The organism is Haematobacter genomosp. 1 (genome assembly GCF_002196855.1).
In the GTDB taxonomy this organism is placed as follows: Bacteria; Pseudomonadota; Alphaproteobacteria; order Rhodobacterales; family Rhodobacteraceae; genus Haematobacter.
The window spans coordinates 96,696-123,189 of record NZ_NIPW01000027.1; the positions used below are offsets into that span (position 1 = coordinate 96,696).

Consider the following 26,494-nt stretch of genomic DNA (forward strand, 5'->3'; position numbering starts at 1 on the left):
CGCGCTCAGGCGGCGTAGGATTGCATCACGATCTCAAGGCAGTAATCGGTATCGCCAAGCTGATGGTCCAGCATGACGAGCCGCTTGGCGTAGTGGGAGGCGGCATATTCCCATGTCATGGCGATGCCGCCGTGCATCTGCACGGTTTCCTCCGCCACCAGCCTTGCCGCGCGCCCGATCAGGTTCTTGGCCATGGCGGATTTGAGCCGCGCCTCCGGCCCGTCCAGCGCCGCCGCTGCGGCGATGGTGATGGAGCGCGCCTGCTCGATCTCCGCCAGCAGGTCCACGGTGCGGTGTTGAAGCACCTGGAAGCTGCCGATGGTGGTGCCGAACTGACGGCGGGTCTTGAGATAGTCGAGCAGCAGCTCATAGGCGGCGGTCATCGCGCCCACCGCCTCGGCGCAGAGCGCGACCTGCCCCGCGGCCACCGCCGATGTCAGCGCGGCCCCGGCATCCGCCAGCAGGAGCGTGGCCGGGGTATCGTCGAGCAGCAGTTCCGCCGCACCGCCGCCATCCATCATCCCGTAAGAGATGACGTTCACATCCGCCGCCGCGGCGCTGAACACCGCAGGCTTCCCGTCAAGCAGCGCAACGATCAGCAGCACGTCCGCCACCTGTCCGCCATAGACGGCGGACTTGCGCCCCGACAGGCGATACCCCTCCCCCTGCTTCCGCGCCGTGGTGGCGGTTCCGGCAAGGCCATAGGGCGCGTCGATCTCCGACAGGCCGACGGCGTAGCGGAGGGAACCGTCCACCAGCCCGGACTGATCCGCTCCGGCAACCGAGAGCAGGCGGCTCGCCAGCAGGGTGCCGAGGAGCGGCTCGGGGCAGAGGTGGCGGCCGAGCGCCTCGAACACCACGGTGATGTCGAAGCCCGTGCCGCCGAAGCCGCCATCCTTCTCCGTCGCGAGCGCGCCGGGAATGCCGAGCTCCGCCATCTCCCCCCAGCGTTTGGGGTCGCTGAACGGCGCCTCATAGGCGATGCGGTTGCGGTCCTTCAGGCTGTAGCGGTCGGCCAGATAGCGGTTCAGGCTTTCCGACAGCATCTGCCTGTCTTCGGTCAGATCGAAATTCATCGCTCACAGCCCCAGCATGGTCTTGGTCAGGATGTTCCGCTGGATCTCGTTCGATCCACCGAAGATGGAGGTCTTGCGGTTGTTGAAGTAGATGGCCGCATTGTGTTCCGTGTCCGCCGGGCCGAAGAGGAGGTTCGTCTCCGTCATCTGGCCCGGGAAGGGCGCGGCCACCGGACCGAGCGCACGGCGTGCGAGGTCGCGCAGTTCCTGGTTCACCTGCGTCCCCTTGATCTTGAGGATGGAGGTCTCCGGCCCCGGATGGCCCTGCTTCTGGGCCTGGAAGAGCATGCGGAGGTTGGTGATCTTCATCGCTTCCAGATCGACCTCCACCCGCGCGATGCGGGCGGCGAACAGCGGATCCTCGATCAGGGGGCGCCCGTTGCGCTTCATCTGCCGGGCAAGATCCTTCACCTCCACCAGCGCCTGCATGGAGGTGCCGACGCCGGCGATGTTGGTCCGCTCATGGGTCAGCAGGAACTTGGCGATGGTCCAGCCCTTGTTCTCCTCTCCCACGAGGTTCGCCACCGGCACGCGGACGTTGTCGAAGAACACCTCGTTGACCTCATGGCCGCCTTCGATCAGCCGGATCGGGCGCACCTCGATGCCGGGGGTGTCGATGTCCATGAGCAGGAAGCTGATCCCCTGCTGGGGCTTGCCCTCCGTCGAGGTGCGCACGAGGCAGAAGATCCTGTCGGCATGCTGGCCGAGGGTGGTCCACGTCTTCTGGCCGTTGACGACGTAGTGATCGCCCTCCCTGACCGCGCGGGTCTTGAGGCTGGCAAGGTCCGACCCGGCGCCGGGTTCGGAATAGCCCTGCGCCCACCAGACCTCGCCCGAGGCGATGGAGGGCAGGATCTCCGCCTTCTGGCGGTCGTTGCCGAACTCCTGGATCACCGGGCCGAGCATGTGCGGGCCGAAGGCGACGATCCGCGGCGTATGGGCGCGGCTGCATTCCACGTCGAACAGGTAGCGCTCAACAGGCGTCCAGCCGGGGCCGCCGTATTCCTTGGGCCAGCTCGTGCAGAGCCAGCCCTTGCGGCCGAGGATCTCGTGCCACTCCTGATAGATCTCGCGCGGCAGTTCCACGCCCGAGCGGACGGCGGCAGAGATATGCTCCGGCAGATGGGAGGCAAGGAAATCGCGCACTTCCTGCTGGAAGGCGAGCTCCTCGGGGCTGAAAGACAGGTCCATGCGATCGCTCCTCTACAGCACTTCAAAGAGGCCGGCCGCGCCCATGCCGCCCCCGACGCACATGGTGCAGACGACGTATTTCGCGCCGCGCCGCTTGCCCTCGATCAGCGCATGGCCAACCATCCGCGCCCCCGACATGCCGTAGGGATGGCCGACGGAGATCGCGCCGCCGTTGACGTTGAGCAGATCCTCCGGGATGCCGAGCTTCCGGGCGGAGTAGAGCACTTGGCAGGCGAAGGCCTCGTTCAGCTCCCACAGGCCGATATCGTCCATGGTCAGGCCATGCGCTTCCAGCAGGCGCGGCACCGCATAGACGGGGCCGATGCCCATCTCGTCGGGGTTCAGCCCGGCGGCCATCACGCCGACATAGCGGCCCAGCGGTTGCGCGCCGCGCTTCTCCGCCTCCTTGCCCTCCATGATGACGACGGCGGATGCCCCGTCCGAGAGCTGCGAGGCATTGCCCGCGGTGATGTGGTGGCCTTCCTTGACCTTCAGCCCGTCCTTGAACACCGGCTTCAGCGAGGTGAGGTCATCCAACGTGGTGGAGGGGCGGTTGCCCTCGTCCCGCTCCAGCGTCATCTCACGGTAGGAAACCTCCTTCGTCTCCTTGTCCACCACGGCCATGGTGGAGGTCAGGGGCACGATCTCCTCGTCGAACAGGCCCGCCTGCTGCGCCGCCGCCGTCCGCTGCTGGGAGCGGAGCGCATAGGCGTCCTGATCGTCGCGGCTGATGCCGTAGCGGTCGGCGACGATCTCCGCCGTCTCCAGCATGGACATGTAGAGTTCCGGCACATGTTCCACGATCCACGGATCGGTGCGCCGGTCCTGCCGCATGTTCTGATTCTGCACGAGGCTGATGGATTCCACGCCCCCGCCGATGACGATCTCCATCCCGTCATGGACGACCTGCTTGGCGGCGGTGGCAATGGCCATCATGCCGCTCGCGCATTGCCGGTCCATCGACATCCCCGCGATGGAGGTCGGAAGCCCTGCGCGGATCACCGCCTGACGGCCGATGTTGCCGCCGGTGGAGCCCTGCTGGATGGCGCAGCCGATCACGCTGTCCTGAATCTCGCCGCCTTCCAGCCCTGCGCGGGAAACCGCGTTCTTCACCGCATGGCCGATCAGCTCCTGCGCCTGGGTGTTGTTGAACGCGCCCCGGAAGGCCTTGCCGATCGGCGTGCGTGCCGTGGAAACGATGAGCGCCTCGCGCATTGTCTTCTCCCCTGTATCCTGTGATGCCGTCAGGCGCTTTTCGCGCGCGGACTGAACTGACGGTTGAGTTTGCGCATACCGCCGATCCAGCGGTCGTAATCTTCGGTCTTGCGGCGCATGTAGCCCAGCACCTCCGGGTGCGGCAGGGCGAGGAAATGCCCCTCCGCCACGGCCTTGAGCGCGACTGCGGCAGCCTCCGCGGGCTCCAGCATGCCGTCGATGCTGGCCACGCCCATTTCCCGCCCCGCCGTCATCGCCGTGCGAACGGCCTGCGGGCACAGGATGGTGACGCCGATCCCGTCGTCGCCATAGGTGAGCGCCAGCCACTCGGCGAGGCCGACCGCCGCGTGTTTCGTCACCCCGTAGGGCATCGAGCCCACCTGGTTGAGCAGCCCCGCGGCGGAAGCGGTGATGAGGAAATGTCCCGCCCCCCGCGCCCGCATCAGCGGCAGGAGAACGCGGGCCGTGCGAACATGAGCCATGACGTTCACGTCCCACATGCGCTGCCAGACCTCGTCGGGCAGCTCCTCGCCGCCGCGCGCCATGATGCCTGCATTGCCGCAGAACAGCGCGATGGGGCCGATGTCGCGCTCCGTCTCCGTGACGAGGCGGCGGATATCGGCATCGCTGGCCATGTCCACCGTCATCGCGGTTCCGCCGATGGCCTGCGCCGTCTGGCGCGCGCCCTCCGCATCGATATCGGCGCAGACGACATGGGCCGCCCCGGCCTCGGCCAGCGCGAGGGCCAGCGCCCGGCCGATCCCCCCCGCCGCGCCGGTGACGACGACGACCTTACCCTGAACGTCCATGCTCAACTCCACATGTTGGTGCCGCCGCAGAGCGTCAGCGCCTGCCCGGTCATGTAGCTGCTGGCGTCGGAGGCGAGGAACACCGCCACCCCCGCGAAATCTTCCGGCTGGCCGAAGCGGCGGAGCGGCACCTGCGTGCGTGCGCGCTCCTCCCCCGCCTCGCTGTCCCAGAGGGCGCGGGCGAACTCCGTCTTGACCACGCCGGGGCAGATCGCGTTCGCGCGGATGCCCTGCGGCCCGTATTCGAGCGCGAGGTTCCGCACCAGCCCGATCAGCGCCAGCTTGGACATCCCGTAGGTGCCAAGGGTCGGCGACGGCTTCAACGCCCCCACGCTGGCCGTGAAGATCATGGAGCCGGACCCCTTGGCGGCCATATCGGGCGCCACGAGCCGCGCCAGCCACAGGTTCGACTGGACGTTGGTCTGCATGATCTTGTTGTAGGCCTCATCGGGGATTTCCCCGATCGGGCCGTAATGCGGGTTCACCCCGGCATTGCCGATCACGATGTCGATCGGTCCGGCGAGCCGGTGGGTTTCCTCCACCAGCCGCTCCAGATCCTCCTTGCGCCCGGCATTGGCGGCGACGGCGTAAACCCGCGTCTCGCCGATGGCGGCGTTGATCTCCGCCGCCGCCTCATCCAGTTGCTCCTGCTTGCGGGCGGAGATGACGACCGTCGCCCCCTGCCGCGCCAGCGCCTCCGCCATCTGCCGCCCCATCCCGCGGGAGGCGCCGGTCAGCAGCGCCACCTTGCCGGTCAGGTCGAACAGGGCCCGTTCCATCTGCTGGTCCTTCATCTCACGGCCCTTCGAACATGCCACCGGCGCGGCGGCTGGCAGCGGCGGCGCGGCGCGCATTGGACTCCTCGAACGCCTTGCGCTCGGCGCGGGCGACGACGGCGTGGTGTACCTCGTCCGGCCCGTCCGCGAGGCGGAGCGTGCGCTGCTTCATGTACATCTCCGGCAGGTCGGTCCACTGGCTCACGCCGGTCGCGCCATGAACCTGCATCGCATCGTCGATGATCTTGCAGCAGCGCTCCGGCACCATCGCCTTGGCCATGGAGACCCAGATGCGCGCCTCCTTGTTGCCCAGCACATCCATCGCGCGGGCCGCCTTCAGCACCATGAGCCGCATGGCCTCGATCTCGATACGGGAGCGGCTGATCGTCTCCATGTTCTTGCCGAGGTCGATGATCCGCTTGCCGAACGCCTCCCGCGAGAGGCCGCGCGCGATCATCAGGTCGAGCGCCTTCTCCGCGGCACCGATGGAGCGCATGCAGTGGTGGATACGGCCCGGCCCGAGGCGAAGCTGGCTGATCTCGAAGCCGCGCCCCTCACCCCAGAGGATGTTCTCCTCCGGCACCCGCACATCGGTGAAGCGCAGGTGCATGTGGCCATGCGGCGCGTCATCGTGACCAAAGACATTCATCGGCCCGAGGATTTCCACGCCGGGCGTGTCCATGGGAACGAGGATCTGGCTCTGCTGGCGGAAGGTTTCGGCATCGGGAGAGGTCTTGACCATGACGATCATGATCTTGCACCGCGGATCGCCGGCGCCGGAGATATAGTATTTCTCGCCGTTCATCACCCATTCGCCGTTTTCCAGCACGGCGCGCATGGACACGTTGCGGGCGTCCGACGAGGCGACATCCGGCTCGGTCATGGCAAAGGCGGAGCGGATCTCGCCGGCCAGAAGCGGCTTCAGCCAGCGTTCCTTCTGCGCGGGCGTGCCTACACGCTCCAGCACTTCCATGTTGCCGGTATCGGGCGCCGAGCAGTTCAGCGACTGGGAGGCGAGCGGGTTCTTGCCCAGTTCGAAGGCGATATAGGCGTAGTCGAGGTTCGACAGGCCCTCGCCCGTCTCGGCATCCGGCAGGAAGAAGTTCCACAGGCCCGCCGTCTTCGCCTTCGCCTTCAGATCGGCGAGGATCTCGAGCTGCCCCGGCGCGTAGGAGAACCGCTCCGCGCGGGTCCGGCCCAGACGCTCGTATTCCTCATAGGCCGGATCGCAGTTGGTGCGGATATGCTCCACCACGCGGGCCAGCAGGGGGCGCGCGCCTTCCGACATGCCGAGGTTGTTCAGCATGTCTTCCGATGCAGCGCCGGCAGCCTTTTTCTTCGTGTCGATCGCGTTCATCTGTTCACCCAATTCGGTTTGCGTTTCTCGACGAAGGCGGTGACGCCTTCACGGAAGTCTTCGGTTTCGCGCAGGTCGGACATCACCTGACGGCTGTAACGGAGGCTGGTCTGAAGGTTGTCCATGTCGTCCATCGCCCGGAGCACGCGGAGCGAGGCCCGGATGGACGAGGGGGAAACGGCGGCGATCTCTCCCGCCACTTCCATCGCCCGATCCATCAGGCGTTCGGGGGCCACGACCTCGTTGACGAAGCCCATGCGCGCGCCTTCTTCGGCACCGACCTGACGGCCGGTCAGGAACATCTCCACCGCCTGCTTGCGCGGGATCTCGCGGCTCAGCCGTTGGATGCCGCCCGCCGCGGCGAAGAAGCCCACCTTCACCTCCGGCAGCGCGAAACGGGCCTTCTCGGACGCGATGATCACATCGCAAGCCAGCGCCGTTTCGAACCCGCCGCCCATGGCAAAGCCGTTTACCGCCGCGACGATGGGTTTCAGCCGGTCGATGCGGGAGGAGAGACCCGAGAAACCGGTCTCCGGCCCCTTCATGTTGCCGCCCTGCGCGGTGTATTTCAGGTCATTGCCCGCGCAGAAGGCCTTGTCGCCCGCCCCGGTCAGCACGGCGACCCAGAGCTCCGGGTCCGCCTCGAACGCGTCCCAGATGCGCGACATCTCATGGTGCATCGGCGCATGGACGGCGTTGTACACGTCCGGCCGGTTCATCGTGACGACGAGAATATTCCCTTCCCGCCGCGTTGTCGTGAATTCGAGGTCCATCAGCCCCTCCCCCCCGTTTTGAGACCGCCGAGGTCGAGGTCCAGGAAACGCCCGCCCTCCGCCGCCAGCCGCCGCAGCGATTCCGCCGGGGCAAAGGCCGGATCGTCGGCGCCCAGTGCCTCCATCCGGGCGAGGATCCGTGTCGCGCCCACCTGATCGGCCCAGTACATCGGCCCGCCCTTCGACGCCGGGAAGCCGTAGCCGTTCAGCCAGACCACATCGACGTCGGACGGACGTTGCGCCTTGTTTTCCTCAAGGATCTTCACCGCCTCGTTGACCATCGGAGCCATCAGCATCTCCACGATCTCCTCCGGCGGAAGCGTGGCCGGCGCGGCGCCGGTGATCTCGTGGATGATGGCCGCGGCTTCCGCCGACGGGCTCCCGTTGCGCGCGGCGTCATAATCGTAGAAGCCGCCGCCCGTCTTCTGCCCGCGCCGCCCCTTTTCGCACAGCGCGTCGCGGATGGGGTTCGCGGTCTTGGCGCCCTTGGACCAGCCGATGTCCAGCCCGGCAAGGTCCGACATCTGGTAGGGCCCCATCTTGAAGCCGAAGCCGGTGATGGCCGCGTCGATGTCCCAAGGCATCAGGCCCCGGTAGAGCAGCTTGTTGGCCTGCTCCCGCCGCGCCGCCAGCATCCGGTTCCCCACGAAGCCGTAGCACACGCCGACAAGCACCGGCACCTTGCCGATACGGCCCGCCAGATCCATGGAGGTCGCGACAACATCGTCCGCCGTCTGATCCGCCCTGACGATCTCCAGCAGTTTCATGACGTTGGCGGGGGAGAAGAAGTGCAGCCCGATCACATCCCGGGGCCGGGACGTGGCGGAGGCGATCTCATCGACATCCAGCGCGGAGGTATTGGTGGCGAGAATCGCGCCCGGCCTGGCAATGGCATCCAGACGGGCGAAGATCTGCTTCTTCAGGTCCATGTTCTCGAACACGGCCTCGATGATGAGGTCGCAGTCGGCCAGCGCCTCAAGGTCCAGCGCCGGGGTGATGCGCGCCATCCGCGCCTCGACTTCCGCTTGCGGGAAGCGGCCCTTGTCGGCGCTGTTCTGGTAGTTCTTGCGGACCAGCGCGATGCCCCGGTCCAGCGCCTCCTGCGCCGTTTCCACGATGGTGACGGGGATGCCGGCGGTGGCGAAGTTCATCGCGATGCCGCCGCCCATCGTGCCCGCCCCGATGATACCCACGCGGCGGATCGGCCGGAGGGGGGTTGCCGGGTCCAGCCCTTCGACCACCGCTGCCTCGCGGGTGGCGCGGGCCACGTAGCTTTCGACATCCGTCAGGGTGGGTCTGTCCATTGTCCTGCCTTTCTCAGCGAGCGCCGTCGGCCTGCAACGACAGGCAGTGGCGCTGGATTACCTTGCGATCGATCTTTTCCGTGGCGCCGCGCGGCAGGGGCGCATCCAGCACCCAGAGCCGTTCGGGCTGTTTGAACCGTGCGACGAGCGGGCCGAGAAACCCGGCCAGCTCCTCCACCGTCAGCGTGGTGCCGGGCAGCAGATGCACCGCTGCGCCCACCGTCTCTCCCAGCCTGGGATGGGGGACGGCAAAGACGCAGGCATCCTCCACCGCGGGGTGTTCGTAGATCGCGTTTTCCACCTCGGCGCAGGCGATATTCTCGCCGCCCCGCACGATCATGTTCTTCTTGCGGCCACAGAACTGGATGAACCCCTCCGGCCCCACGCGCGCGAGATCTCCGGTGAGCAGCCAGCCGTCGCGGAGCGCGGCCGCCGTGGCAGCGGCATCGTTCAGATAGCCGGGGGTCACGGCGGGGCTGCGGATCAGCAGCTCTCCCATCTCGCCCGGCGCCACGTCCTGTCCGGCGTCATCGACGATCCGCATCTCCTGAACGGGGGGGGCCAGCCTCCCCGCCGCATCCGGGTATTCGAGATATTCCGGACCGGAAAGGTTGATCCCCAGCGCGCATGTTTCCGTCATGCCCCAGCCGATGGCGATGGTCGTCGCCGGAAAGACGCGGTGCAGATCCTCCACCTGCGCGGCAGGCCGCTTGTCCCCCCCGCCGGTGATGTTCTCGAGCGACGGCAGCGTCAGCCCGCGCCGCTCCACGGTCTCGGCCAGATCGGCGGATTGCGTGGGCACGCCGCTGATGCGGGTGATGCCCTCGGCCCGGATCAGCTCCACGGCCTCATCGGCATTCCAGCGGGGCATGAGCACGATCTTCGCCCCCATCTGCAACCCCTGGAAAAAGTTCGCGTAAAGCGCGGTGACATGGAACAGCGGCGAGATGATGAGCCAGGCGGGCATCGCCGGGGCACGGGCGGGAACGGCAAGCTCCGGCGCCATGACCCGAAGCAGATACCAGCTCCAGATGGCCGAGATGACGTTGCGATGCGTCTGGATCACGCCCTTCGGCACACCCGAGGAGCCGGAGGAATACATCACCGCGAACTCCGCCTCCGGCGCGATCTCCACCTCCGGCCAGACCGGATCGCAGGCGCGCATCTGTTCATAGCGGGAGGTGTCGGGCGCATCGTGGATACCGATGAGCGTCAGCCCCTCGGGAAGCACCGGGGCAAGCCGCGCGAAGCGGTCGGCATCCGCAAAGACAAGCCGCGCTCCGCAGTCGTTGAGGGCGCGGAGCAGTTCCGCCCCGCTTCCCCACGCATTCAGCGGCACGACGCTGGCCCCCGTCGCGGTAATCGCAAGAACCAGCAGAATCATCTCCGCATGGTTGCGCGAACCGATGGCAACCCGGTCGCCCGGCCCTATCCCGTGGTGGCTGATGAGAGCATGGGCGAGAGCTGCGACATCGCGGCGGACTTCTCCATAGGTCCAGCGGCGGTTGCCCGCGACCAGCATCTCGCGCCCCGCATAGGCCTCCTCCGCCTGTTCGAACAGCGCGCGGACATTCGGGGGAGCATTGGCAAAGACCGTGTAATCCGTGCCATTGATCTGTTTCCGCTCCACCGCGAAACGGCTGTCCTCGCGGATCAGACGGGCGGCGACAGAGGCATGGCTCGGCAAGGCTTCGGTCATCTCATCCTCCCAGGGCAGTGGCTCAGGGACCTGATCCGGCATCCGCTCCCTCCCCGGAGCGCATGGATGCGGGACACGTTCCTGACACATGTCAGGGTTACGACAGCCACCCCGTACCGGACAAGAGAAAACTTTGCCTCACCGTGATTTCGGCAAAATTGACCTGTTGCGAGAAGCGGATTGACGGCTGTCAACTGCTCCCCTAAAGTACTTCCTGACATTTGTCAGTCACGCAGCAGGAGCCGCCGGAACAGGCGCGAAGCCGCCGCATACAATGCGCGGCGAAGGGGAGGAAGCAACATGTCACCGACAGCGCGCAAAGCTGCGGCGCGGGCTTTCGACCCCGGCCACATCAAGGCATAGGCATGACGACCGGACCTTTCACGCATACCGCCCGCAAGGCGATCTGACTCCCACTCACAGGCCCGACGGCGGGCCTGCCATCAGAGGCACAGGACATGACGGCGCAGGACAGCACAGCACGCGCGACGCCATTGCGCGGCACCACGGATCGGCTCGCGGCCCAGACGCCACAGCCCTCGGACATCATGCTCATCGAGCCGCTCGCGAAGCATCGTTTTGACGAAGCGGCACTTTCCGCATGGATCGCGCAGGCGCTGAATGAACCGGAGAGACCCATCCGGCTGCTGCAGTTCCAGGGCGGCATGTCCAACCCGACCTTCCTCGTCCGGCTGGCGGACGGGCGGCGATTCGTCCTGCGCAAGAAGCCGCCGGGAGACCTGCTGCCGAAGGCGCACGCGGTGGACCGGGAATACCGGATCATGCACGCGCTCGGCCCGACAGCCGTCCCCACGCCCCAGATGATCGCCTATTGCGACGACGCTTCGGTGATCGGGGTGGAATTCTTCCTGATGGAATTCGTGGAGGGGCGCATCATCTCCGATCCGGCCATGGCGCCGGTCGCTCGGGAGGACAGGCGGCGGGTGGCATTTTCGCTGGTCGATACCCTGGCGGAACTGCACAAGCTCGACTGGCAGGCCTGCGGGCTTCAGGGCTACGGCCGCCCGGAGGGCTATCTCGCGCGGCAGACGGCGCGGTGGTCGGGGCAATATGAGGCGTCCAAATCGGCGCTGCCCGCGGATTTCGACTATAAGGGCATGGACTGGCTGCGGGACTGGCTGCTCGCCCATTCCTCCGTGCAGGAGGAAAGCGCGATCACGCATGGCGACTTCCGCGTGGGCAACACGATCCTGCACCCGGAGAAACCGCAGGTGGTGGCTGTTCTGGACTGGGAGCTTTCCACCATCGGCCATCCGCTTTCCGATCTGGCCTATCTCTGCCTGCCCTACCGGTTGACGGGCGCGCTGGCGGGTGCGCCCGATCTGCCCGCAGCGGGCTTGCCGCAGGAGGCGGAGATGCTCGCCCGCTATGTCGAGCGGACGGGGCGGAAGGACATTCCCGACTGGCCGGTGTTCCTTGCCTTCAACTGCTTCCGCTATGCGGCCATCGTGCAGGGTGTGGCGGCGCGGGCGGCGCAGGGCACCGCCAGCAGCGCCAGTGCCGATCCGGTCAGGGATGGCGAGCGTGCCCGCCTGGTGGCCGAGCGCGGCGCGGAAATCGCGCGGGCTTATGAGGCAGGCAAAGCCTGACCGTAGCGCGGGCGCCGGCTGTCGCCCGCGCCCCCAGCTCAACCGGCGGGATCCTCGGTGACCTCCGGCTCATCCAGGATCATCTCCGGCCCTTCCAGAATGGCCGTCACCATCACCGCCGAGCCTCGCGCCACCGCGGCCACCAGAGGGTCGCCCCGGGTGGCGCGTGGTTGCAGCCAGTCCCGCATCGGCGCGAAAGCGGACAGGAACACCAGCAGGTTCGCCGCCGTGATCCCACGCGGATCATCGGGCGACAGCCCGGCCCGGCGCGACAGCAGCGCCCCCCCTTCGGCCATCAGCTTCTCCTCCCGCTCCCGCATGGCGGCCCGGTCCTCGGGCAGCATATGCGGGATGGAGCGGTAGATGAGCAGCGTGCCCTTGCGCTTCTTGTCCCATGTCTCCCGCAGATATTCCGCCAGAGCATCCTCCAGCGACCGGCCCTCCTGCGACAGAAGGTCCGTCAGCAGCGGCACGTCGGTGCGGAACCAGAGCTGGTTCAGCAGCCGCCGGAGCGCGTCGTTCTTGTTGGCCACATAGTCATAGATGCTGGCGTGATTGACACCGGAGCGCGCGCAGATGTCGCGGATCGTGGTGGAGGCGAACCCCTTCTCAAGAAACAGGTCGAGCGCGGCGTCACAGATCTGCTCCCGCCGCCGCCGGACGAGATCCTCGTTGCGCACGACATCCACATCGGCTTCGTCAAGGAAGCCGGTCTTGGGCTTTTGCGGTTTTCCAGTCGGGGGGGTCGATGTCACGCTACGGCTCCGTCACTCAGGGTGGTGCCAATCTATGCGGTGGCGTGCGGCGCCTCAACCGTCCGCGCGGAAACCGCACCTCCGTCGAAGGCCCGTGTTGCCTCGGGCATGCGGCACCGCTAACCTGAATAGACTGACGATTGTCAGGATTCCATATAGGGGGAGAAGCCATGACCGATCAAGTTCTTCTGAACCGGCAGGACGGACTGCTGACGATCACCTTGAACCGGCCCGAGCGGCGCAACGCCATGACGCCCGCGATGACCGCGGCACTGACCGAGGCGCTCGCCGCCGCGGCGGAGGATGACGCGGTCCGTGCGGTCCTGCTGACAGGGGCGGGCGGGCATTTCTGCGTGGGCGGCGACGTGAAGGCGATGAACGAAGGCGCGGGCGCGGACAGGCCGGTGGGCCAGCGTCTCCACACGCTCCGCGACCGGATGAGCGCGGCCTTCTACCTCCACACCATGCCGAAGCCGACCATTGCCGCCATCGAAGGCTCCGCTGCCGGAGCGGGCCTGTCGCTTGCGATGGCCTGCGACCTGCGGATCTGCGCGGAAGACGCGAAACTCACCACTGCCTTCGCCAAGGTGGCGCTGTCGGGGGATTTCGGCGGCAGCTACTTCCTCACCCATATCCTTGGCGGGGCGAAGGCGCGGGAGCTTTACCTGCTGTCACCGCTGCTGTCGGGGGCGGAGGCTGCGGAGATCGGCCTTGTCACCCGCGCGCTCCCGGCGGGGGCCGTCATGGAAACGGCGCGCGGCCTTGCCGCCGATCTTGCCGCCGGGCCGACGCTCACCTATGGGCGGATGAAGCAGAACCTGACACTCGCGGCCACGGGGGGCAGCCTTGCGGACTGTCTGGATCAGGAGGCGCGGAACCACACGCTTTCCATGCTGACCGCAGATCACCGGGAGGCGGCGGCGGCCTTTGTGGAGAAACGCAAGGCAGCCTTCGCGGGCGCCTAGGCGGTCACTCCCGGCATCCGTCGGACCGGGTTCGGAAGGAAGCGACCATCGCGCCTTCCGCCCCGGTCGGAACCGTCGAGCGGGGCTGCTTCGGCCCCGCCTTCACCGACCGTCAGTCGGTGCCGCCACTTCGCGACCGCCTTGGGGGTGATGCCCGGCCCCGGCTGCACGAGCGATCGGGCCAACCCTCGGATCAACGCCGGGCGGGCCCTCCTCATTGCTGATCGGTCGGCCTGCGCGGTCCTGACGCTTTCGCAGCCTGTCGCATGGGGCAAAGGATCGCGCCGTCAAACCGCGGGAGCGAACAAGCAGGGCGGGGAAACGGGGGCGCTGCGGGAGCGCCGCCCCCTCATTCGGCGGCAGACATCTGCCCGAAGTCGCGCGCCGCGCGCTCCTGCAACTCCAGCCACTGGACCTTGCCGCTGCCGGAGCGGGGCAGCGCCTCCACATAGACCACGCGGCGCGGCACCTTGTAGGCGGCCATCTGTTCCCGGCACCAGGCGATCAGCTCGGCCTCCGGCAGTTCGCCCCTGGGCACGACATAGGCCAGCACCGACTCGCCCCGGCGCGGATCGGGATAGCCGACGATACAGGCCTCCACGATGCCGGGATGGGCATGCATCAACGCCTCCACCTCCGTCGGCCACACCTTGAAGCCGGAGGCGTTGACCATCCGCTTCACCCGGTCGACGATGTGGAAATATCCATCCCGGTCATACCGCGCGATGTCACCCGTGCGCAGGAACCGCTTGCCGTCCCGTTCCAGAAAGGCGGCGCGGGTCGCCTCCTCGTTGTTCCAGTAGCCCTGGAACACCTGCGGCGCGCTGATGATGATCTCCCCCGGCTCCTCGGGGCCGAGTTCCCGGCCCGTATCCGGGTCGATGATCCGCGCGTCCACGTCGAACACCGGGATGCCGAGACATTGCGGGCGGGGCGCGTCATGCGGGTTGATGAGGACGCCCGCAATCGTCTCCGTCATGCCGTAGCCTTCGAGATAGTCGAGCCCGGTCAGCGCCTTAAGCCGTGCGGCGATGGCCGCGGGCATGGCCGCACCGCCGCCGCCCAGCGTCTGGAGGCTCGCCAGATCCTCGGCCCGGATATCGGGGTCGCTCACCAGATCGACGATCATGGTGGAGATGCTGCGCCATCGGGCGATGCGGTAGCGGCGGATCAGTTCCACCGCCACGCGCCGGTCCCAGCGGGACATGAGCACGATGGTCTCCCCCGCATAGATCGGCCCGTTCATGGAGTTCTGCATCCCCGTGACATGGAACAGCGGCAGGACGGAAAGCGTGGCGCCCCCCTCCCCCAGCGGATTCCACACCACGCTGCCGACAAGCGTCGTCTGAAGCGTCGCGTGGCTGTGCATGCAGCCCTTCTGCCGGCCCGTCGTCCCGGAGGTATAGGGGATCGCCGCGAGATCATCGCCGCCCGTGGTGACGGGGCCGGGGGTCAGACCCGCGGCCTCCATCGCGCGCCAGCCGGTGACGCCCGCCGGATAGTCATCCCGCTCCCGGGCTTCGAGCCCCGGCGGAAGGGGGATGTCGCACGCCAGATCGGCCATGTCGGCATAGGCCGCAGCCAGCACATGCGCCACCGACGTGCCGATCAGCGGCGCGATGTAGCCCAGAAGCTCCTGCCCCACGATGGCCACGCGCGCGCCGCTGTCGGTGACGACATGTTCCACCTCGCGCAGCCGGTTCATCGGGTTCACCGGTACGACGACCGCATTCGCCCGCAGGATGGCATGGAAAGCGATGACGAATTGCGGGCTGTTCTGCATGTAGAGAACGACCCTGTCGCCCCGGCGCACGCCCGCGTGCTCCTGAAGCCAGCCCGCGAGCCGCATCACCCGCGCCTGAAGCCCGGCATAGGTGATCTCCGTCCCGTGATAGATGAGCGCGACCGCCTCCGGCACCCGCTCCGCCGACAGGCGCAGGTTCTCGGCCACGTTGTGCCGGGGGGCGTCGAGCCGTTCGGGAACCCCCGCAGGCCAGGGGCGAACAGGATCAGACATCGGCACCCTCCTTCCGGGACGGATCGGCCCGCGCCGGATCGGGGAAGGACGGATCGGCCCGGGAAGGATCAGGCCGGGCGGAAAGTTCGGGCCAGCGGTCCCGCAGCTCCCGCTTCAGCACCTTGCCGATCACGCTGCGGGGTAGTTCGGGCAGAACGGCGACCCCGGCGAGCCGCTGGAACCGGCCGACCCGGGCGTTGGTCCACTCCCGCACCGCCTCCGCCTCCCCACCGGGGGCGAGCACGACGCAGGCCACCGGCGTCTCCCCCCACTCGGGGCTGGGCACACCGATCACGGCGCAGTCCGTCACATCGGGATGGGTGGAGAGGACCGCCTCGATATCCGCGGCGAAAATGTTGAAGCCGCCGGAGATGATCATGTCCTTCCGCCGGTCGAGCAACGTCAGGAAGCCATCCTCGTCCAGCCGCCCCATGTCGCCCGACCGGATATAGGGCACGCCCTCCGGGCTGATCCATGTCAGGTCGCGCGTGGCTTCGGGCGCATTGCGATAGCCGCGCATCATCGTGGTGGAGCGGCCCACCACCTCCCCCGTCTCACCTTGCGGCAGGGGACGGCCGGCTTCGTCGAGGATCAGGACTTCCGCCCCCGCTCCCGGCCTGCCGACGGTGTGGAGCTTGCCGGGCCAGGCGGAACAGTCGAGCACCGCGCTCACCCCGCCCTCCGTCATGCCGTAGATGTTGATCATCCGCCCCGGCCAGCGGGCCAGCACCTGCTCCACCACCGCGGGGTTCAACGGCGCGCTGGTGGAGAGTTTCGCCTGATAGGAGGACAGGTCGAACCGGTCGAACTCGGGGTGCTCGATGACCCGCCGGATCTGGACCGGCACCATCATGCTGTGGGTGACGCGATGCGCCTCCGCAAGCGCGAGGAAGCCCCGCGCGTCGAACTTGCGCATCAGGATCACCCGCCCGCCCATCGCCAGCACCGGGATCAGTGTCGCGAGCGTGGTGTTGGAATAGAGGGGTGTCGAGAACAGGACCGTCGAATCCTCGCTCAACCCGAAGCGGCGGAACCGGTCCACCTGATTGTCCCGGAACCGGACGTCGTGCTCGATCCCCTTGGGCGCGCCGGTGGTGCCGGAACTGTAGATGATGTCGAACAGGGTATCGGGCTGGATGCGGCGGGGCGGCAGGGGGGCGAGCGCCTGAGCCTCCGCCACGAAACGCTCCAGATCCCGGGCGCCGGGCGTCTCCGGCGCGGCGGCATCGGCAAAGACCTGCGCGGCGCCCGCATTCTCCCGCATCCGGGCCAGCGCCTCGGGATGGCCGGAGGTCGGCAGCGGCGCCACGCAGACGCCAAGCGCCGCGGCACCCAGATAAAGCGTGAGGTGGTCAGAGGTCAGCCCGCCCACCGTGGCGATCACGTCGCCCTCGGCCAGACCGAGCGCGGCCAGCGCCGCAGCTACCCTGTCCATCCGGTCCACCAGTGCGGCTGCCGTGATCTCCCCCGCGCCGTCGATCAGGGCGATATGCTCCGGCCGCTTTGCGGCGGCGGCGCGGATGCGGTGCGGAATGTCCAGCACCTCCTCCTCCACCGGGATGGGCCAGAGGCGCATTTCCGCCGCGGTCATGTCCGCCACCCGTGCGGCATCTGCGATCCGGCCATGCCGGACATCAGGGCGATCTCAGCCATTCTCTCCTCCCTCTCGTGCAGTGCAGCGCGGGTGTCTCCTCTCCCGCGCCGTGCCGGTTGTCTTGCGGCATCCGTGCCAGATGCCGCGCCCTGTGCCCGCGCCCGCATCCGGGCGCGGTCGCGTCATGCCAGTGCCGTCACTTGCCCGCGCCGGTGTACCGGAAGGCGCCGCTGCCGGTGGCCACGATCGTCCCCTCGGCATCGGTGATCCGGCCCTCGGCGAAGAAGGTCTTCTGCCCGCCGCCGACGCGCCAGCCCTCCGCCACGATCACCGTGCCCGCGGGCCGCGAGAGGAAATTGGTGGTCAGCGACAGCGTCATCGCCTTGCGGCGGTTCTCGGCATCGCCGGTATAGCTGCCGCTGTAGCCCATCACCGTGTCCAGCAGGGCCGCATAGACCCCGCCATGCGGAATGCCGTAGCGGTTCTGGAGATGCTCCCCGAGCGGCAGTTCGAACCGGGCGCGGTCCTGGGCCCAGTCGAGCATGCGGAAGCCCAGCAGCTTCTGAAACGGATAGGGGTCTTCGGTCAAGAACGTGCCGGACACGGGTTGATCCATCGGTAGTCTCCTTCAGGCATAGGTCAGCAGCCGGTCGTCCTCTTCCGTCCGCAGGTGTGGCGCTTCGTTGAACGCATGCAGGAACAGCCCCTGCCCCCCGCCGACAAGACGCGACACAGCGCAGTTCTTCATCTGAAGCTGGAGCAGGATCATCTGCGCGGGCGGCGCGCCCAGCACTTCCACCAGCATCCGGCTGATCGCGCCCCCGGAGCTGACCGCGAGCACATCGCCCCCCGCCGCACGCATCTCCGCCAGCGCGTCGGACACGCGGGCGGAGAAGTCGCGCCAGCGTTCGGGCGGGGCTTCCACCTCGTCCCGCTGCCAGGCGAGCACCGTCTCCCGCAGGGTGCGGAAGTAGAGCCGCCTGTCACGCCGCACATCCTCGGGCAGCGCGCCGCCGAACCGGCAGGCAAGCAGCGCGCCACCGTCGAACTCGTTCAGGCCCTCGTGAACGACGGCGGCATCGGGATCCAGTCCGAGCGCGGGGGCCAGCCCCTCCAGCGTCTCCCGATGGCGGCGCATGTTCCCCAGGAACACCCGTGACGGACGCGCCCCGCCCCGCAGGGCCAGGCTTTCCCCCAGCAGGCGGGCCTGTTCGTGGCCGAGCGGCGAGAGACGGTCGTAATCCGCCGCCCCGAAGGACGCCTGCCCGTGACGGACGAGGGTGATCTCCACCATCTCAGCCAGGCACGCGTTCGTCGAGCGCCACGACACCCTCCACGGCGTGCCGGTATTCCCGCTCCAGCCGCGCGACCAGATCGGCGGCAGACACCACGCCCTTCACCGCACCGATCCCCTGACCCGCACCCCAGATCTCCTTCCAGGCCTTGGGTTTGGAGGCGCCGTCCTTGAAGTTCATCGTGGCGACGTCGCCCTGCGGCAGCGCGTCCGGGTCCAGACCCGCGCGGCGGATCGACGGCTTGAGGTAGTTGCCCGAGACACCCGTGAAAAGCGAGGAGGTGACGATGTCCTCCGCCCCGGAGCCCACGATCATATCCTTGTATTCCGCGGGGGCCTGCGCTTCCTTCGTTGCGATGAAGGCGGAACCCATATAGCCCATGTCCGCGCCCATCACCTGCGCCGCCAGCAGCGCCTGCCCGGTGGCGAGGCTTCCCGACAGCAGCAGCGGGCCGGAGAACCACGACCGGATTTCCTGCACCAGAGCAAAGGGCGACTGCATCCCGGCATGGCCGCCCGCACCGGCGGCAACAGCGATCAGCCCGTCCGCGCCCTTCTCCACCGCCTTGCGGGCGAAGGTGTTGTTGATGACATCGTGCAGCACGATCGCGCCTGACTCATGGGCCACCGCGTTCACTTCGGGCCGCGCGCCGAGCGAGGTGATCCAAATCGGCACCTTCCAGCGGGCGCAAATCTCCACGTCCCGGTCCAGCCGCGCGTTGGAGCGGTGAACGATCTGGTTCACGGCAAAGGGCGCGGCGGGCCGGTCGGGGTTGGCCTGGTTGTGGCGGTCCAGCTCCTCCGTGATGCGGCGGAGCCATGCCTCCAGAAGCGGCGGCTCGCCCGCTCCCTCACGCGCGTTGAGCGCGGGGAAGCTGCCGACGATCCCCGCCTTGCACTGGGCGATGACCAGATCGGGGCCGGAGAGGATGAACATGGGCGATGCGACGAGCGGCAGGCGGAGCCTGCGGAACGGGGCGGGAAGATCCTTGAGTGTCCGCATCACGCGGCCTCCTTTCCAACATAGCGCAGTCCGAGCCAGTCAGCGAGGAGCGCGGGCCGGTCGGCCCCCTCAATTTCCACAGTCACCCCCCAGACGGCAAGCAGAGCGTCGGGTGACCTCCAGTCAGCCCGGGTCAGCCGGAACCGCCCCCGGATGCGTGCGCCGACCGGGACCGGCGCCACGAAGCGCACCCGGTCGAAGCCATAGTTCACGCTGGAGCGCACATTGGTGAGCTTCGGCAGCGCGCTTTTCGCCAGAGCGGGCAGGAGAGAAAGCGTGAGCAGCCCATGCGCGACCGTCGTGCCATAGGGCCCTTCGGCGGCGGCGCGGCCCGGATCGACGTGGATGAACTGATAGTCGTCCGTGACTTTGGCGAAAGCGTCGATCAGCGGCTGGTCGATGACCTTCCAATCGGACAGGCCGATCTCCTCCCCCACGCGCTCCGCAAGCTCTGCTGGCGACATCTCCATCCCACCTGCCTCCCCGTTTCCTGACAAATGTAAGGCGACCGTAGATCCAAATCCTGCGACAGACAACGCCGATAATTCTCTTGCGCCCGTTTTGACGGATCGCCTTGTTCCCTTGGGGTTTCGCAGAGTGGAACGGGGCCGGTCAGGTATCCTGACATTTGTAAGGAATCCGTTGACACGCGGGTCGGCGAATGCTGTCGTCAGGGCGGATCCCCTCCGGAGGAGGAGGGGTTGTACAGACCAGACGGGGCCTTGCCGCCAGGCGGCACAGGGCGACCGGACATGACAGGGAGGAACAGGGTGACTTTTGATGACCACGGGTCCGCTTCGCGCGGATTTTTTCCCGCTCTCAGCCGCAGGAAGCTGCTGATCGGCATGACGGCGGCAGGCGCGGTAGCAAGCCTCGGCCTGCCGATTCGCGCCTTTGCGGGGGCGACGGGTCGGCTGCGGATCGCGGGCATCGCCAATCCGTCCAGCCTTGATCCGGCGACGAGCGGGTCCGGGTCCGACCACGTCTATCTGTTCAATTTCTACGATACGCTGGTGGACTGGGATCCCGATACGCTCGCCCCCCGCCCCGGCCTTGCGAAAAGCTATGCCTTCAGCGATCCGCAGACGCTCGTGCTCGACCTTCGGGAGGGCGTCACCTTCCACGACGGCACCCCGATGGATGCGGAGGCGGTCAAGTTCAACCTCGACCGGATGCGCGGCTCGCCGCTGTCCAACCACAAGGCCGAGATGTCCACGATCGACACGGTCGAGATCACCGGCCCGCTTCAGGTGACACTGCGCCTCAAGGTGCCGGACAGCGCCATGCCGCTCATCCTCGCGGACCGGCCGGGCATGGTCGTCTCGCCCACCGCGCTGAAGGCCAGCGAGCAGGGCCGGATCGACCGCAGTCCGGTGGGCACCGGCGCGTGGAAATACGTGAGCTGGACCGATGCGGAGCGGCTGATCGGGGAAGCCAACCCCGCCTACTGGCGGCAGGATCGCCCCGGTGCGGCGGAGATCGAGTTCTTCATCATCCCCGACGCGGCGACGCGGCTTCGCGCGGTGCAGTCCGGGCAGGTGGACATCGCCTATCTGGTCTCCGAACGCTTCATGCCGGTGGTGGAACGCAACCCGAAGCTCACGGGCATCACCCGGCCCACCGCCTATATCTACCAGCTCTACCTCAACGGGTCCAAAGGTCCGCTGGCCGATGTGCGGGTGCGGCAGGCGATCAACCACGCCATCGACCGGAACTCCTTCATTCAGGCCGTGCAGCAGGGGCTGGGCGAGGCGGCGGCGATGAACCTGCCCAAATCCCACTGGGCCTACGCGCCTGAGGCCGAGGAATACACCCGCTACGATCCCGATCTTGCCCGGCGCCTGCTGGCGGAGGCGGGCCATGCCGACGGGTTGCAGCTCGACTTCCGCAGCTATCCCGATCAGGCGGCGGTGCAGCGGCAGGAGGTGATCCTCAACCAGCTTTCCAAGGTGGGGATCCGGGGGCGTTTCCTGAACGCGCCCATCGCGGAGGCCGACAGCCGCGTCTTCGGCGGGGGCGAGGGGGACGTGTATCTCTCCGCATGGACGGGGCGTGCCGATCCGACGGTGACCTACGTCACGCTTTATGACGAGAAGTCCTACTACAATCCGGGCCGCGTCGCGCCGTTGCCGGGCTTCAACGAAGCCATCGCCGAAAGCCGCGCCACGGACGATCAGGCCGCCCGTGCAACCGCTCTCGCCAAGGTGCAGAAGCTGGCCATGCAGAACGCGCTCACCGCACCGATCTCCTTCCGCTACGAGACGGACGCCGCGACGAAGCAGGTCGCGAATTTCGCGCCGAACCTGCTGGGCAAGCCGAAGTTTCAGGACGTGACCCTGCTCGGCAACGGCGGCTGAATATGTATCGGCCCCCGATGGCGGGGGCCGGAACGCCCCGGCACATCGCGGACAGACAATCCGGGGTCAGACGATCTGCTGACAGACAATCCGGGGCAGATAATTCGTCCCACACCGTGTCGAACCCCGATGAAGGCCCGAAAGCCTGCATCGGGATCATGCCCCGCAGGCCCTCCGGCTGAAACGGCTTCCGCCAGACTACATCAGGCACCAACCAACAGGAGGTCGCAAATCCGGGAGATGGGCGAGGACAAACCCCCGCCCAACGCTCCCTCTGCAGGGCCACAAGGGGACGCCCGCGCCGCAAAGCACGGGCTCCTCTTTCGGACGCGGGCCGCCACCAACGGTGCGGATCGGCGGTTCACGCCCGAGGCCAGACCGGCGATCCAGACTGGCAGTCCAGACCAGCGGGTCAGGCCACCGGCGGCGGGGTCTGGGTCGTCGCGGCGGGGGTAGCGGTGCCGGACAGGGCGGTTTTCAGCCGCTCGATCGTCGCGGTCTCCTCCGGGCTGACCTTCACACCGCCGAAGCCAAGAAACCCGCCCTCCTTCGACGCCTCCGCCACGCTCTGCGCGATGTCGATGAGCCAGCTGTTGAAGCCCGGCGCGGCATCCGGCGCCTTCTCTGCTATAATGCCGGAAAGCCGGCTGATCTCACCGATCAGGCTGTCCACGATGCCTTTCGGATCCTTCCCCTTCACCCCGTCCTTGAGCAGGGTGGTCACTGCGGAACGTCCCTCGGGGGAGGAAAAGCTTTCCACCGCCGCGGTGATCAACGGATTGTCCTTCGAGTCGCGCGCCTTGTTGAGCGCTTGCGCCATGGCCGCGCTCTCCTTGATGGCCCCGAACAGGCCACTCGGATCGGCGGCGGTCACCGCCATGCCCGCAAACATCGGCATTGCGGCTATACGGTCCCGGTCGGCGGGATCGAAGGCATCGAGTCCAGTCATGGGTGTTCTCCCTTACGCATCGGAATCATGCGCAAGAGAATGTAGCACGACATTCGCATTCGTCTTTGTTTCGATCTCCCGCCTTTCAGCGGGAGAGGACCCCAGCGGTTGCGGAGAGCAGCAGATCGCATTCCTCCGCCGTGCCGATGGAGATACGGAGCCAGTCCGCGATCCGCTCTTGGCCGAAGCGGCGGATAAGAACGCCCTGCGCGCGCAACCCCGCCAGCGCGGCCTCCCCAGAGAGATCCGGGTGACGGGCGAAGACGAAATTCGCCTGCGAGGGCAGCACGTCGAAACCCTGCGCCGTGAGCCCCGCCGTCATCCGCTCCCGGTCCGCCATCACGCGGGCGCGCGTCTGGTCGAACCAGCCACGGTCGCGCCATGCGGCCTCTGCCCCGGCGAGCGCCAGCCTGTCCAGCGGATAGGAATTGAAGCTGTCCCGGACCCGCCGCAGCGCCTCTATCAGCGGTTGCTGGCCAAGCGCGAAGCCGACCCGCAGCCCGGCAAGGCTTCGCGACTTGGAGAATGTCTGCACCACCAGAAGGTTGTCATGCTCCCCGATCAGGTGCGCGGCACTTTCCGCCCCGAAATCGACATAGGCCTCATCGATCAGAACCACCACGTCGGGGTTCCGCCGCAGGATATCCTCCAGCACGTCCAGCCCCACCGCGATCCCCGTCGGGGCATTGGGGTTGGCGATGACAATGCCGCCGCAGGGCCCGTGATACGGGGCCGCATCCAGCCGGAAATCCGCATCCAGAGGCAGCCGCCGGAACGGCAGGTCGTACAGGCCGCAATACGTGGGATAGAAGCTGTAGGTCACATCGGGAAACAGCACCGGCCCCTTGTCCCGGAAGAAGGCGTTGAAGGCATGGGCCAGCACCTCGTCCGAGCCGTTGCCGAGAAACACCTGATCGGGCGCAAGGCCCAGCGGCTCCGCGATCGCCGCTGCGAGGGCGGAGGCCGTCGGATCGGGATAGAGCCGCAGGCCATCGTCCGTCGCCGCCCGGATCGCCGCCAGCGCCAGAGGCGAGGGGCCGTAGGGGTTCTCGTTGGTGTTCAGCTTCACCACCCGCTCCCCCTTCGGCTGCTCGCCGGGGACATAGGGGACGAGATGCTGGACGAAGGGGCTCCACAACCTGCTCACGGGTATCCTCACCATTTCATCGGCGGGAGACTATCGCCTGCGCTTGGCAGAGGCCACAGGGAACGGCCAAAGAGTCTCTAACGCGCGGGCTAGGATGCGCAGGTGGATAAGATCGCCGGTCATGGTATCACACCCTGGCCCACGCGGAGGCCCCCCGGGAGGCCCGTGCGCAGGCCGACCGCGTCCGCTCAAGGTGCTTGTCCGGGTGCTCGCCCGGGCCGGTGTTCAGGCCTTCGTCCGCGTCGGCCGGGATGCGTCTCCTTCATCCCTTATAATGCCAAGAGGCACCCCGCGGCAGGCCGGGGTTCTGGCGCAGCACCCGGCGGAAATGCCGGGGCGCGACCGGGAGGGTGATCGCCCCGGTGGAGAAGAGCCGGAGCCGTTTCTGCCCCTGCGCATCGAGACCCCGGCCGAGGGGGTGTCAGAACTCGCCTTTGTGACAAGGACATAGAACGGAATTCCCCTCAAGCCGACCTCGGGCCACTTGCGCACATCAACACGGATACATGTGTCATCGTGAAGAGCATCCCTCCCCTGCGCGGCGTCGGAACCGTGTTTTGACACACCCTCAGCCTTTAGCAGACGGCTGAAAAGGACTTCTGGGTGCGTGTTGGAGCGGAAATCATCCGCAATCCGACGAAATCCGGCCATTTCGGATCGTACCGGGGCCGATTTCCAGAGCAGAGGCATGAGTCTTCCGGGCTTTTCAGCAACCTGTTGGCAGCCTGCGGAAAAAGGCGCTCACGCCTGCGCTGAAGCGGAAAGCGGAAAGCGGAAAGCGGAAAGCGTTCGAAATCTGACGAAACCCCGCCGGAAATCCATCCGTTTCGTGTCTTGGGCCAATTTCCCGATTTGCAGCACATAGACATGACGCTGGGACCTTTTCAGCAGCCTGTTAAGCCATTGCCCGCGCGGGCCGGGATGCGTCAGCGGTGACCTGCCCCGGTTTCTCGACAGGGTGCCAAGCGGACATCCGCCATCGAAATCGCGACCGGGCGGAGATGCGGGTGGCCCACGCAATGCCTGCTGCAAACCCTGTTCGAGCCGCGTGTCGAGGCCCCCGCGCACGCGCGCCAGTCCGGGAGACCGTGTAACCGGCGGAGGAGCCGGGTGCCGCGCAGGCCGGGCGCCTGCCATCCCGGAAGTGTCGCGCCCGGATGGCAGGCGGCGGCCGACTTCCCCGCACGACTTCCCCGCAAGACTTCCACGCCATAGCGCCAGCCCCGCGCCGAACGCCCGCCCGTGGCGCGCCGGATGGCGGGCACGATCCGGTGCCGTGCGGCTATGCGGCCGCTGCCCAGCCCGAGGACCAGGCCCATTGGAAATTATAACCGCCAAGCCAGCCCGTCACATCCACCACCTCGCCGATGAAATGCAGGCCGGGGACCGCCTTCGCCTCCATCGTGCGGGCATCAAGGGCATCGGTGTCCACCCCGCCCAGCGTCACCTCCGCCGTGCGGTAGCCTTCCGATCCGGCCGGACGCAGCGGATAGTCGTGCACCAAAGCGGCCAACCGGTCGAGCGCCGCGTTCGGCTGATCGGCGAGATTGCCCGACAGGCCGCTGACCGCCTCCACATGCCGCGCGAGCTTCTCCGGCATCAGCCGCGACAGCGCCGTGCGGAGCGCGATGCGCCCGGCGGTGGCGCGGGCCTCCCGCAGCAGTGCGCCGGCATCCTGACCGCGGGCGAGATCGAGCCGGATCTCCTCCCCCTCCCGCCAGTAGGAGCTGATCTGGAGGATCGCAGGGCCGGACAGGCCGCGGTGGGTGAACAGGATCGCCTCGTCGAACGCGGTGCGCCCGTGGCGCGCGCTGCCCTGAACGGCGGTGCCGGAGAGCGGGGCGAAGCGCTCCAGATCCGGCGGCGAAAGGGTCAGCGGCACAAGGCCGGGCCGCGTCTCCACCAGCGGGAGGCCGAAGCTCTCCGCGATGCGGTAGCCGATGCCGGTCGCGCCCATCTTCGGGATGGACTTGCCGCCCGTCGCCACCACGACCTTGCCCGCCGTCAGCACCCCGCGAGAGGTGGCGACCGCAAAGTCCTGCCCGCGCGGCGTGACCCCTTCCACCGCCGTCTCCAGCCACAGGTCACCCCCCGCCTGCTCCAGATCGCGGAGCAGCGCGGCGACGAGATCCCTGGCCGAGCCGTCGCAGAAAAGCTGCCCCAGCGTCTTTTCGTGCCACGGGATACCCCAGCCCGCCATGCGGTCGATGAAATCCCACTGGGTATAGCGTTTGAGGGCCGACAGCGCGAAGCGCGGGTTTTTGGACAGGAACCGTTCCGGCGCGATGCCGAGATTGGTGAAGTTGCACCGCCCGCCGCCGGAGATGCGGATCTTCTCTCCCGCCCGGCGGGCATGGTCGATCAGCAGCACCCGCCGCCCGCGCCGCGCCTCCTCGATCGCCGAGAAGAGTCCCGCCGCGCCCGCGCCGAGGATGATGGTGTCCTGTCCCGCCATGCCCCGCCTGTATCTCCGGCGGCGGCGGCTGGCAATCGCGCTCCCGCTGCCTGCACGGGCGGTCATGGCGCGCCGATGACGATGCACAGGGCACACGCCGGAATTGTCCCCGAACCGTCATCGTCCGTAAACCATGTCGTTTCAAACG

22 protein-coding genes are annotated in these 26,494 nt (G+C 67.6%); 3 read left to right on the forward strand and 19 right to left on the reverse strand.

Annotated features, from left to right (window positions below):
• Positions 1-5: 5 nt before the first annotated feature.
• The 9 genes from CDV49_RS13975 to CDV49_RS14015 all read right to left on the reverse strand — a co-directional run bounded on the left by CDV49_RS13975 (position 6) and on the right by CDV49_RS14015 (position 10,200).
• Entirely contained in the window at positions 6-1,076 is a 1,071-nt protein-coding gene (locus CDV49_RS13975; protein WP_088216039.1) for an acyl-CoA dehydrogenase family protein, read from the reverse strand.
• A 3-nt stretch (positions 1,077-1,079) separates the two neighbouring features.
• Positions 1,080-2,267 (reverse strand): acyl-CoA dehydrogenase family protein, encoded by a 1,188-nt coding sequence (locus tag CDV49_RS13980; protein WP_088216040.1) that lies wholly within the window; start codon positions 2,265-2,267, stop codon positions 1,080-1,082.
• A 12-nt stretch (positions 2,268-2,279) separates the two neighbouring features.
• A complete protein-coding gene (locus CDV49_RS13985) occupies positions 2,280-3,482 on the reverse strand; it encodes an acetyl-CoA C-acyltransferase (RefSeq protein ID WP_088216041.1) in 1,203 nt (400 codons plus the stop codon).
• A 29-nt stretch (positions 3,483-3,511) separates the two neighbouring features.
• Positions 3,512-4,291 carry an SDR family oxidoreductase gene (locus CDV49_RS13990; protein WP_088216042.1) on the reverse strand — a complete coding sequence of 260 codons (780 nt, stop codon included), beginning with the start codon at positions 4,289-4,291 and terminating at the stop codon, positions 3,512-3,514.
• A 2-nt stretch (positions 4,292-4,293) separates the two neighbouring features.
• Positions 4,294-5,070 (reverse strand): SDR family NAD(P)-dependent oxidoreductase, encoded by a 777-nt coding sequence (locus CDV49_RS13995; RefSeq protein WP_088216103.1) that lies wholly within the window; start codon positions 5,068-5,070, stop codon positions 4,294-4,296.
• Between the two features lie 16 nt (positions 5,071-5,086).
• Positions 5,087-6,355, reverse strand: a complete 1,269-nt coding sequence (locus tag CDV49_RS14000; protein WP_179209228.1) for an acyl-CoA dehydrogenase family protein — start codon at positions 6,353-6,355, stop codon at positions 5,087-5,089.
• Between the two features lie 65 nt (positions 6,356-6,420).
• Positions 6,421-7,197 carry an enoyl-CoA hydratase-related protein gene (locus tag CDV49_RS14005; RefSeq protein WP_088216043.1) on the reverse strand — a complete coding sequence of 259 codons (777 nt, stop codon included), beginning with the start codon at positions 7,195-7,197 and terminating at the stop codon, positions 6,421-6,423.
• Positions 7,197-8,501, reverse strand: coding sequence for a 3-hydroxyacyl-CoA dehydrogenase (locus tag CDV49_RS14010; protein WP_088216044.1), 1,305 nt, complete (start codon positions 8,499-8,501; stop codon positions 7,197-7,199). The genes CDV49_RS14005 and CDV49_RS14010 overlap by 1 nt, the downstream gene beginning before the upstream one ends.
• A 13-nt stretch (positions 8,502-8,514) precedes the next feature.
• Complete coding sequence (locus CDV49_RS14015; protein WP_218821979.1) at positions 8,515-10,200, reverse strand: class I adenylate-forming enzyme family protein; 1,686 nt, start codon at positions 10,198-10,200, stop codon at positions 8,515-8,517.
• Between the two features lie 458 nt (positions 10,201-10,658).
• Between CDV49_RS14015 and CDV49_RS14020 the strand changes: the two genes are divergently transcribed.
• Positions 10,659-11,810 (forward strand): phosphotransferase family protein, encoded by a 1,152-nt coding sequence (locus CDV49_RS14020; protein ID WP_256947349.1) that lies wholly within the window; start codon positions 10,659-10,661, stop codon positions 11,808-11,810.
• A gap of 38 nt (positions 11,811-11,848) precedes the next feature.
• On the opposite strand, the gene CDV49_RS14025 is transcribed toward CDV49_RS14020, so the two are convergent.
• Positions 11,849-12,565 carry a TetR/AcrR family transcriptional regulator gene (locus tag CDV49_RS14025; protein ID WP_088216046.1) on the reverse strand — a complete coding sequence of 239 codons (717 nt, stop codon included), beginning with the start codon at positions 12,563-12,565 and terminating at the stop codon, positions 11,849-11,851.
• Positions 12,566-12,735: 170 nt separating this feature from the next.
• Between CDV49_RS14025 and CDV49_RS14030 the strand changes: the two genes are divergently transcribed.
• Positions 12,736-13,530, forward strand: a complete 795-nt coding sequence (locus CDV49_RS14030; RefSeq protein ID WP_088216047.1) for an enoyl-CoA hydratase — start codon at positions 12,736-12,738, stop codon at positions 13,528-13,530.
• A gap of 349 nt (positions 13,531-13,879) precedes the next feature.
• Here the strand turns inward: CDV49_RS14030 and CDV49_RS14035 are convergent, their stop codons facing one another.
• From CDV49_RS14035 to CDV49_RS14060, 6 genes are all read right to left on the reverse strand, one after another.
• On the reverse strand, positions 13,880-15,547 hold the full coding sequence (locus CDV49_RS14035) for a long-chain-fatty-acid--CoA ligase (protein ID WP_088216048.1): 1,668 nt from the start codon (positions 15,545-15,547) through the stop codon (positions 13,880-13,882).
• The gene (locus tag CDV49_RS14040) at positions 15,540-17,138 is read right to left on the reverse strand and encodes a class I adenylate-forming enzyme family protein (protein ID WP_088216106.1); all 1,599 of its coding nucleotides are present in this window, start codon (positions 17,136-17,138) and stop codon (positions 15,540-15,542) included. The genes CDV49_RS14035 and CDV49_RS14040 overlap by 8 nt, the downstream gene beginning before the upstream one ends.
• A 199-nt stretch (positions 17,139-17,337) precedes the next feature.
• The gene (locus CDV49_RS14045; RefSeq protein WP_088216049.1) at positions 17,338-17,757 is read right to left on the reverse strand and encodes a PaaI family thioesterase; all 420 of its coding nucleotides are present in this window, start codon (positions 17,755-17,757) and stop codon (positions 17,338-17,340) included.
• Between the two features lie 12 nt (positions 17,758-17,769).
• A complete protein-coding gene (locus tag CDV49_RS14050) occupies positions 17,770-18,435 on the reverse strand; it encodes a histidine phosphatase family protein (protein WP_088216050.1) in 666 nt (221 codons plus the stop codon).
• Between the two features lies 1 nt (position 18,436).
• Positions 18,437-19,438 carry an NAD(P)H-dependent flavin oxidoreductase gene (locus CDV49_RS14055; RefSeq protein WP_088216051.1) on the reverse strand — a complete coding sequence of 334 codons (1,002 nt, stop codon included), beginning with the start codon at positions 19,436-19,438 and terminating at the stop codon, positions 18,437-18,439.
• Positions 19,438-19,902: a MaoC family dehydratase gene (locus CDV49_RS14060; protein WP_256947350.1), complete on the reverse strand. Its 465-nt coding sequence runs from the start codon at positions 19,900-19,902 to the stop codon at positions 19,438-19,440. Before CDV49_RS14060 ends, CDV49_RS14055 begins: the two co-directional genes overlap by 1 nt.
• 306 nt (positions 19,903-20,208) lie before the next feature.
• Between CDV49_RS14060 and CDV49_RS14065 the strand changes: the two genes are divergently transcribed.
• Positions 20,209-21,795, forward strand: coding sequence for an ABC transporter substrate-binding protein (locus tag CDV49_RS14065; RefSeq protein WP_218821980.1), 1,587 nt, complete (start codon positions 20,209-20,211; stop codon positions 21,793-21,795).
• Positions 21,796-22,207: 412 nt separating this feature from the next.
• Here the strand turns inward: CDV49_RS14065 and CDV49_RS14070 are convergent, their stop codons facing one another.
• The 3 genes from CDV49_RS14070 to CDV49_RS14080 form a co-directional block, all read right to left on the reverse strand.
• The gene (locus tag CDV49_RS14070) at positions 22,208-22,744 is read right to left on the reverse strand and encodes a hypothetical protein (RefSeq protein ID WP_088216054.1); all 537 of its coding nucleotides are present in this window, start codon (positions 22,742-22,744) and stop codon (positions 22,208-22,210) included.
• An 85-nt stretch (positions 22,745-22,829) separates the two neighbouring features.
• Positions 22,830-23,891: a histidinol-phosphate transaminase gene (gene hisC / locus CDV49_RS14075; protein ID WP_179209219.1), complete on the reverse strand. Its 1,062-nt coding sequence runs from the start codon at positions 23,889-23,891 to the stop codon at positions 22,830-22,832.
• A 1,282-nt stretch (positions 23,892-25,173) separates the two neighbouring features.
• On the reverse strand, positions 25,174-26,346 hold the full coding sequence (locus CDV49_RS14080) for an NAD(P)/FAD-dependent oxidoreductase (RefSeq protein ID WP_088216056.1): 1,173 nt from the start codon (positions 26,344-26,346) through the stop codon (positions 25,174-25,176).
• Positions 26,347-26,494 lie beyond the last annotated feature (148 nt).

Bases quoted from the DNA above. Each gene is read 5' to 3' on its own strand.
- CDV49_RS13975 (WP_088216039.1), bottom strand. From the start codon at position 1,076: ATGAATTTCGATCTGACCGAAGACAGGCAGATGCTGTCGGAAAGCCTG.
- CDV49_RS13980 (WP_088216040.1), bottom strand. From the start codon at position 2,267: ATGGACCTGTCTTTCAGCCCCGAGGAGCTCGCCTTCCAGCAGGAAGTG.
- CDV49_RS13985 (WP_088216041.1), bottom strand. From the start codon at position 3,482: ATGCGCGAGGCGCTCATCGTTTCCACGGCACGCACGCCGATCGGCAAG.
- CDV49_RS13990 (WP_088216042.1), bottom strand. From the start codon at position 4,291: ATGGACGTTCAGGGTAAGGTCGTCGTCGTCACCGGCGCGGCGGGGGGG.
- CDV49_RS13995 (WP_088216103.1), bottom strand. From the start codon at position 5,070: ATGGAACGGGCCCTGTTCGACCTGACCGGCAAGGTGGCGCTGCTGACC.
- CDV49_RS14000 (WP_179209228.1), bottom strand. From the start codon at position 6,355: ATGTCGGAAGGCGCGCGCCCCCTGCTGGCCCGCGTGGTGGAGCATATC.
- CDV49_RS14005 (WP_088216043.1), bottom strand. From the start codon at position 7,197: ATGGACCTCGAATTCACGACAACGCGGCGGGAAGGGAATATTCTCGTC.
- CDV49_RS14010 (WP_088216044.1), bottom strand. From the start codon at position 8,501: ATGGACAGACCCACCCTGACGGATGTCGAAAGCTACGTGGCCCGCGCC.
- CDV49_RS14015 (WP_218821979.1), bottom strand. From the start codon at position 10,200: ATGACCGAAGCCTTGCCGAGCCATGCCTCTGTCGCCGCCCGTCTGATC.
- CDV49_RS14020 (WP_256947349.1), top strand. From the start codon at position 10,659: ATGACGGCGCAGGACAGCACAGCACGCGCGACGCCATTGCGCGGCACC.
- CDV49_RS14030 (WP_088216047.1), top strand. From the start codon at position 12,736: ATGACCGATCAAGTTCTTCTGAACCGGCAGGACGGACTGCTGACGATC.
- CDV49_RS14035 (WP_088216048.1), bottom strand. From the start codon at position 15,547: ATGTCTGATCCTGTTCGCCCCTGGCCTGCGGGGGTTCCCGAACGGCTC.
- CDV49_RS14040 (WP_088216106.1), bottom strand. From the start codon at position 17,138: ATGACCGCGGCGGAAATGCGCCTCTGGCCCATCCCGGTGGAGGAGGAG.
- CDV49_RS14045 (WP_088216049.1), bottom strand. From the start codon at position 17,757: ATGGATCAACCCGTGTCCGGCACGTTCTTGACCGAAGACCCCTATCCG.
- CDV49_RS14050 (WP_088216050.1), bottom strand. From the start codon at position 18,435: ATGGTGGAGATCACCCTCGTCCGTCACGGGCAGGCGTCCTTCGGGGCG.
- CDV49_RS14055 (WP_088216051.1), bottom strand. From the start codon at position 19,438: ATGCGGACACTCAAGGATCTTCCCGCCCCGTTCCGCAGGCTCCGCCTG.
- CDV49_RS14060 (WP_256947350.1), bottom strand. From the start codon at position 19,902: ATGTCGCCAGCAGAGCTTGCGGAGCGCGTGGGGGAGGAGATCGGCCTG.
- CDV49_RS14070 (WP_088216054.1), bottom strand. From the start codon at position 22,744: ATGACTGGACTCGATGCCTTCGATCCCGCCGACCGGGACCGTATAGCC.
- CDV49_RS14080 (WP_088216056.1), bottom strand. From the start codon at position 26,346: ATGGCGGGACAGGACACCATCATCCTCGGCGCGGGCGCGGCGGGACTC.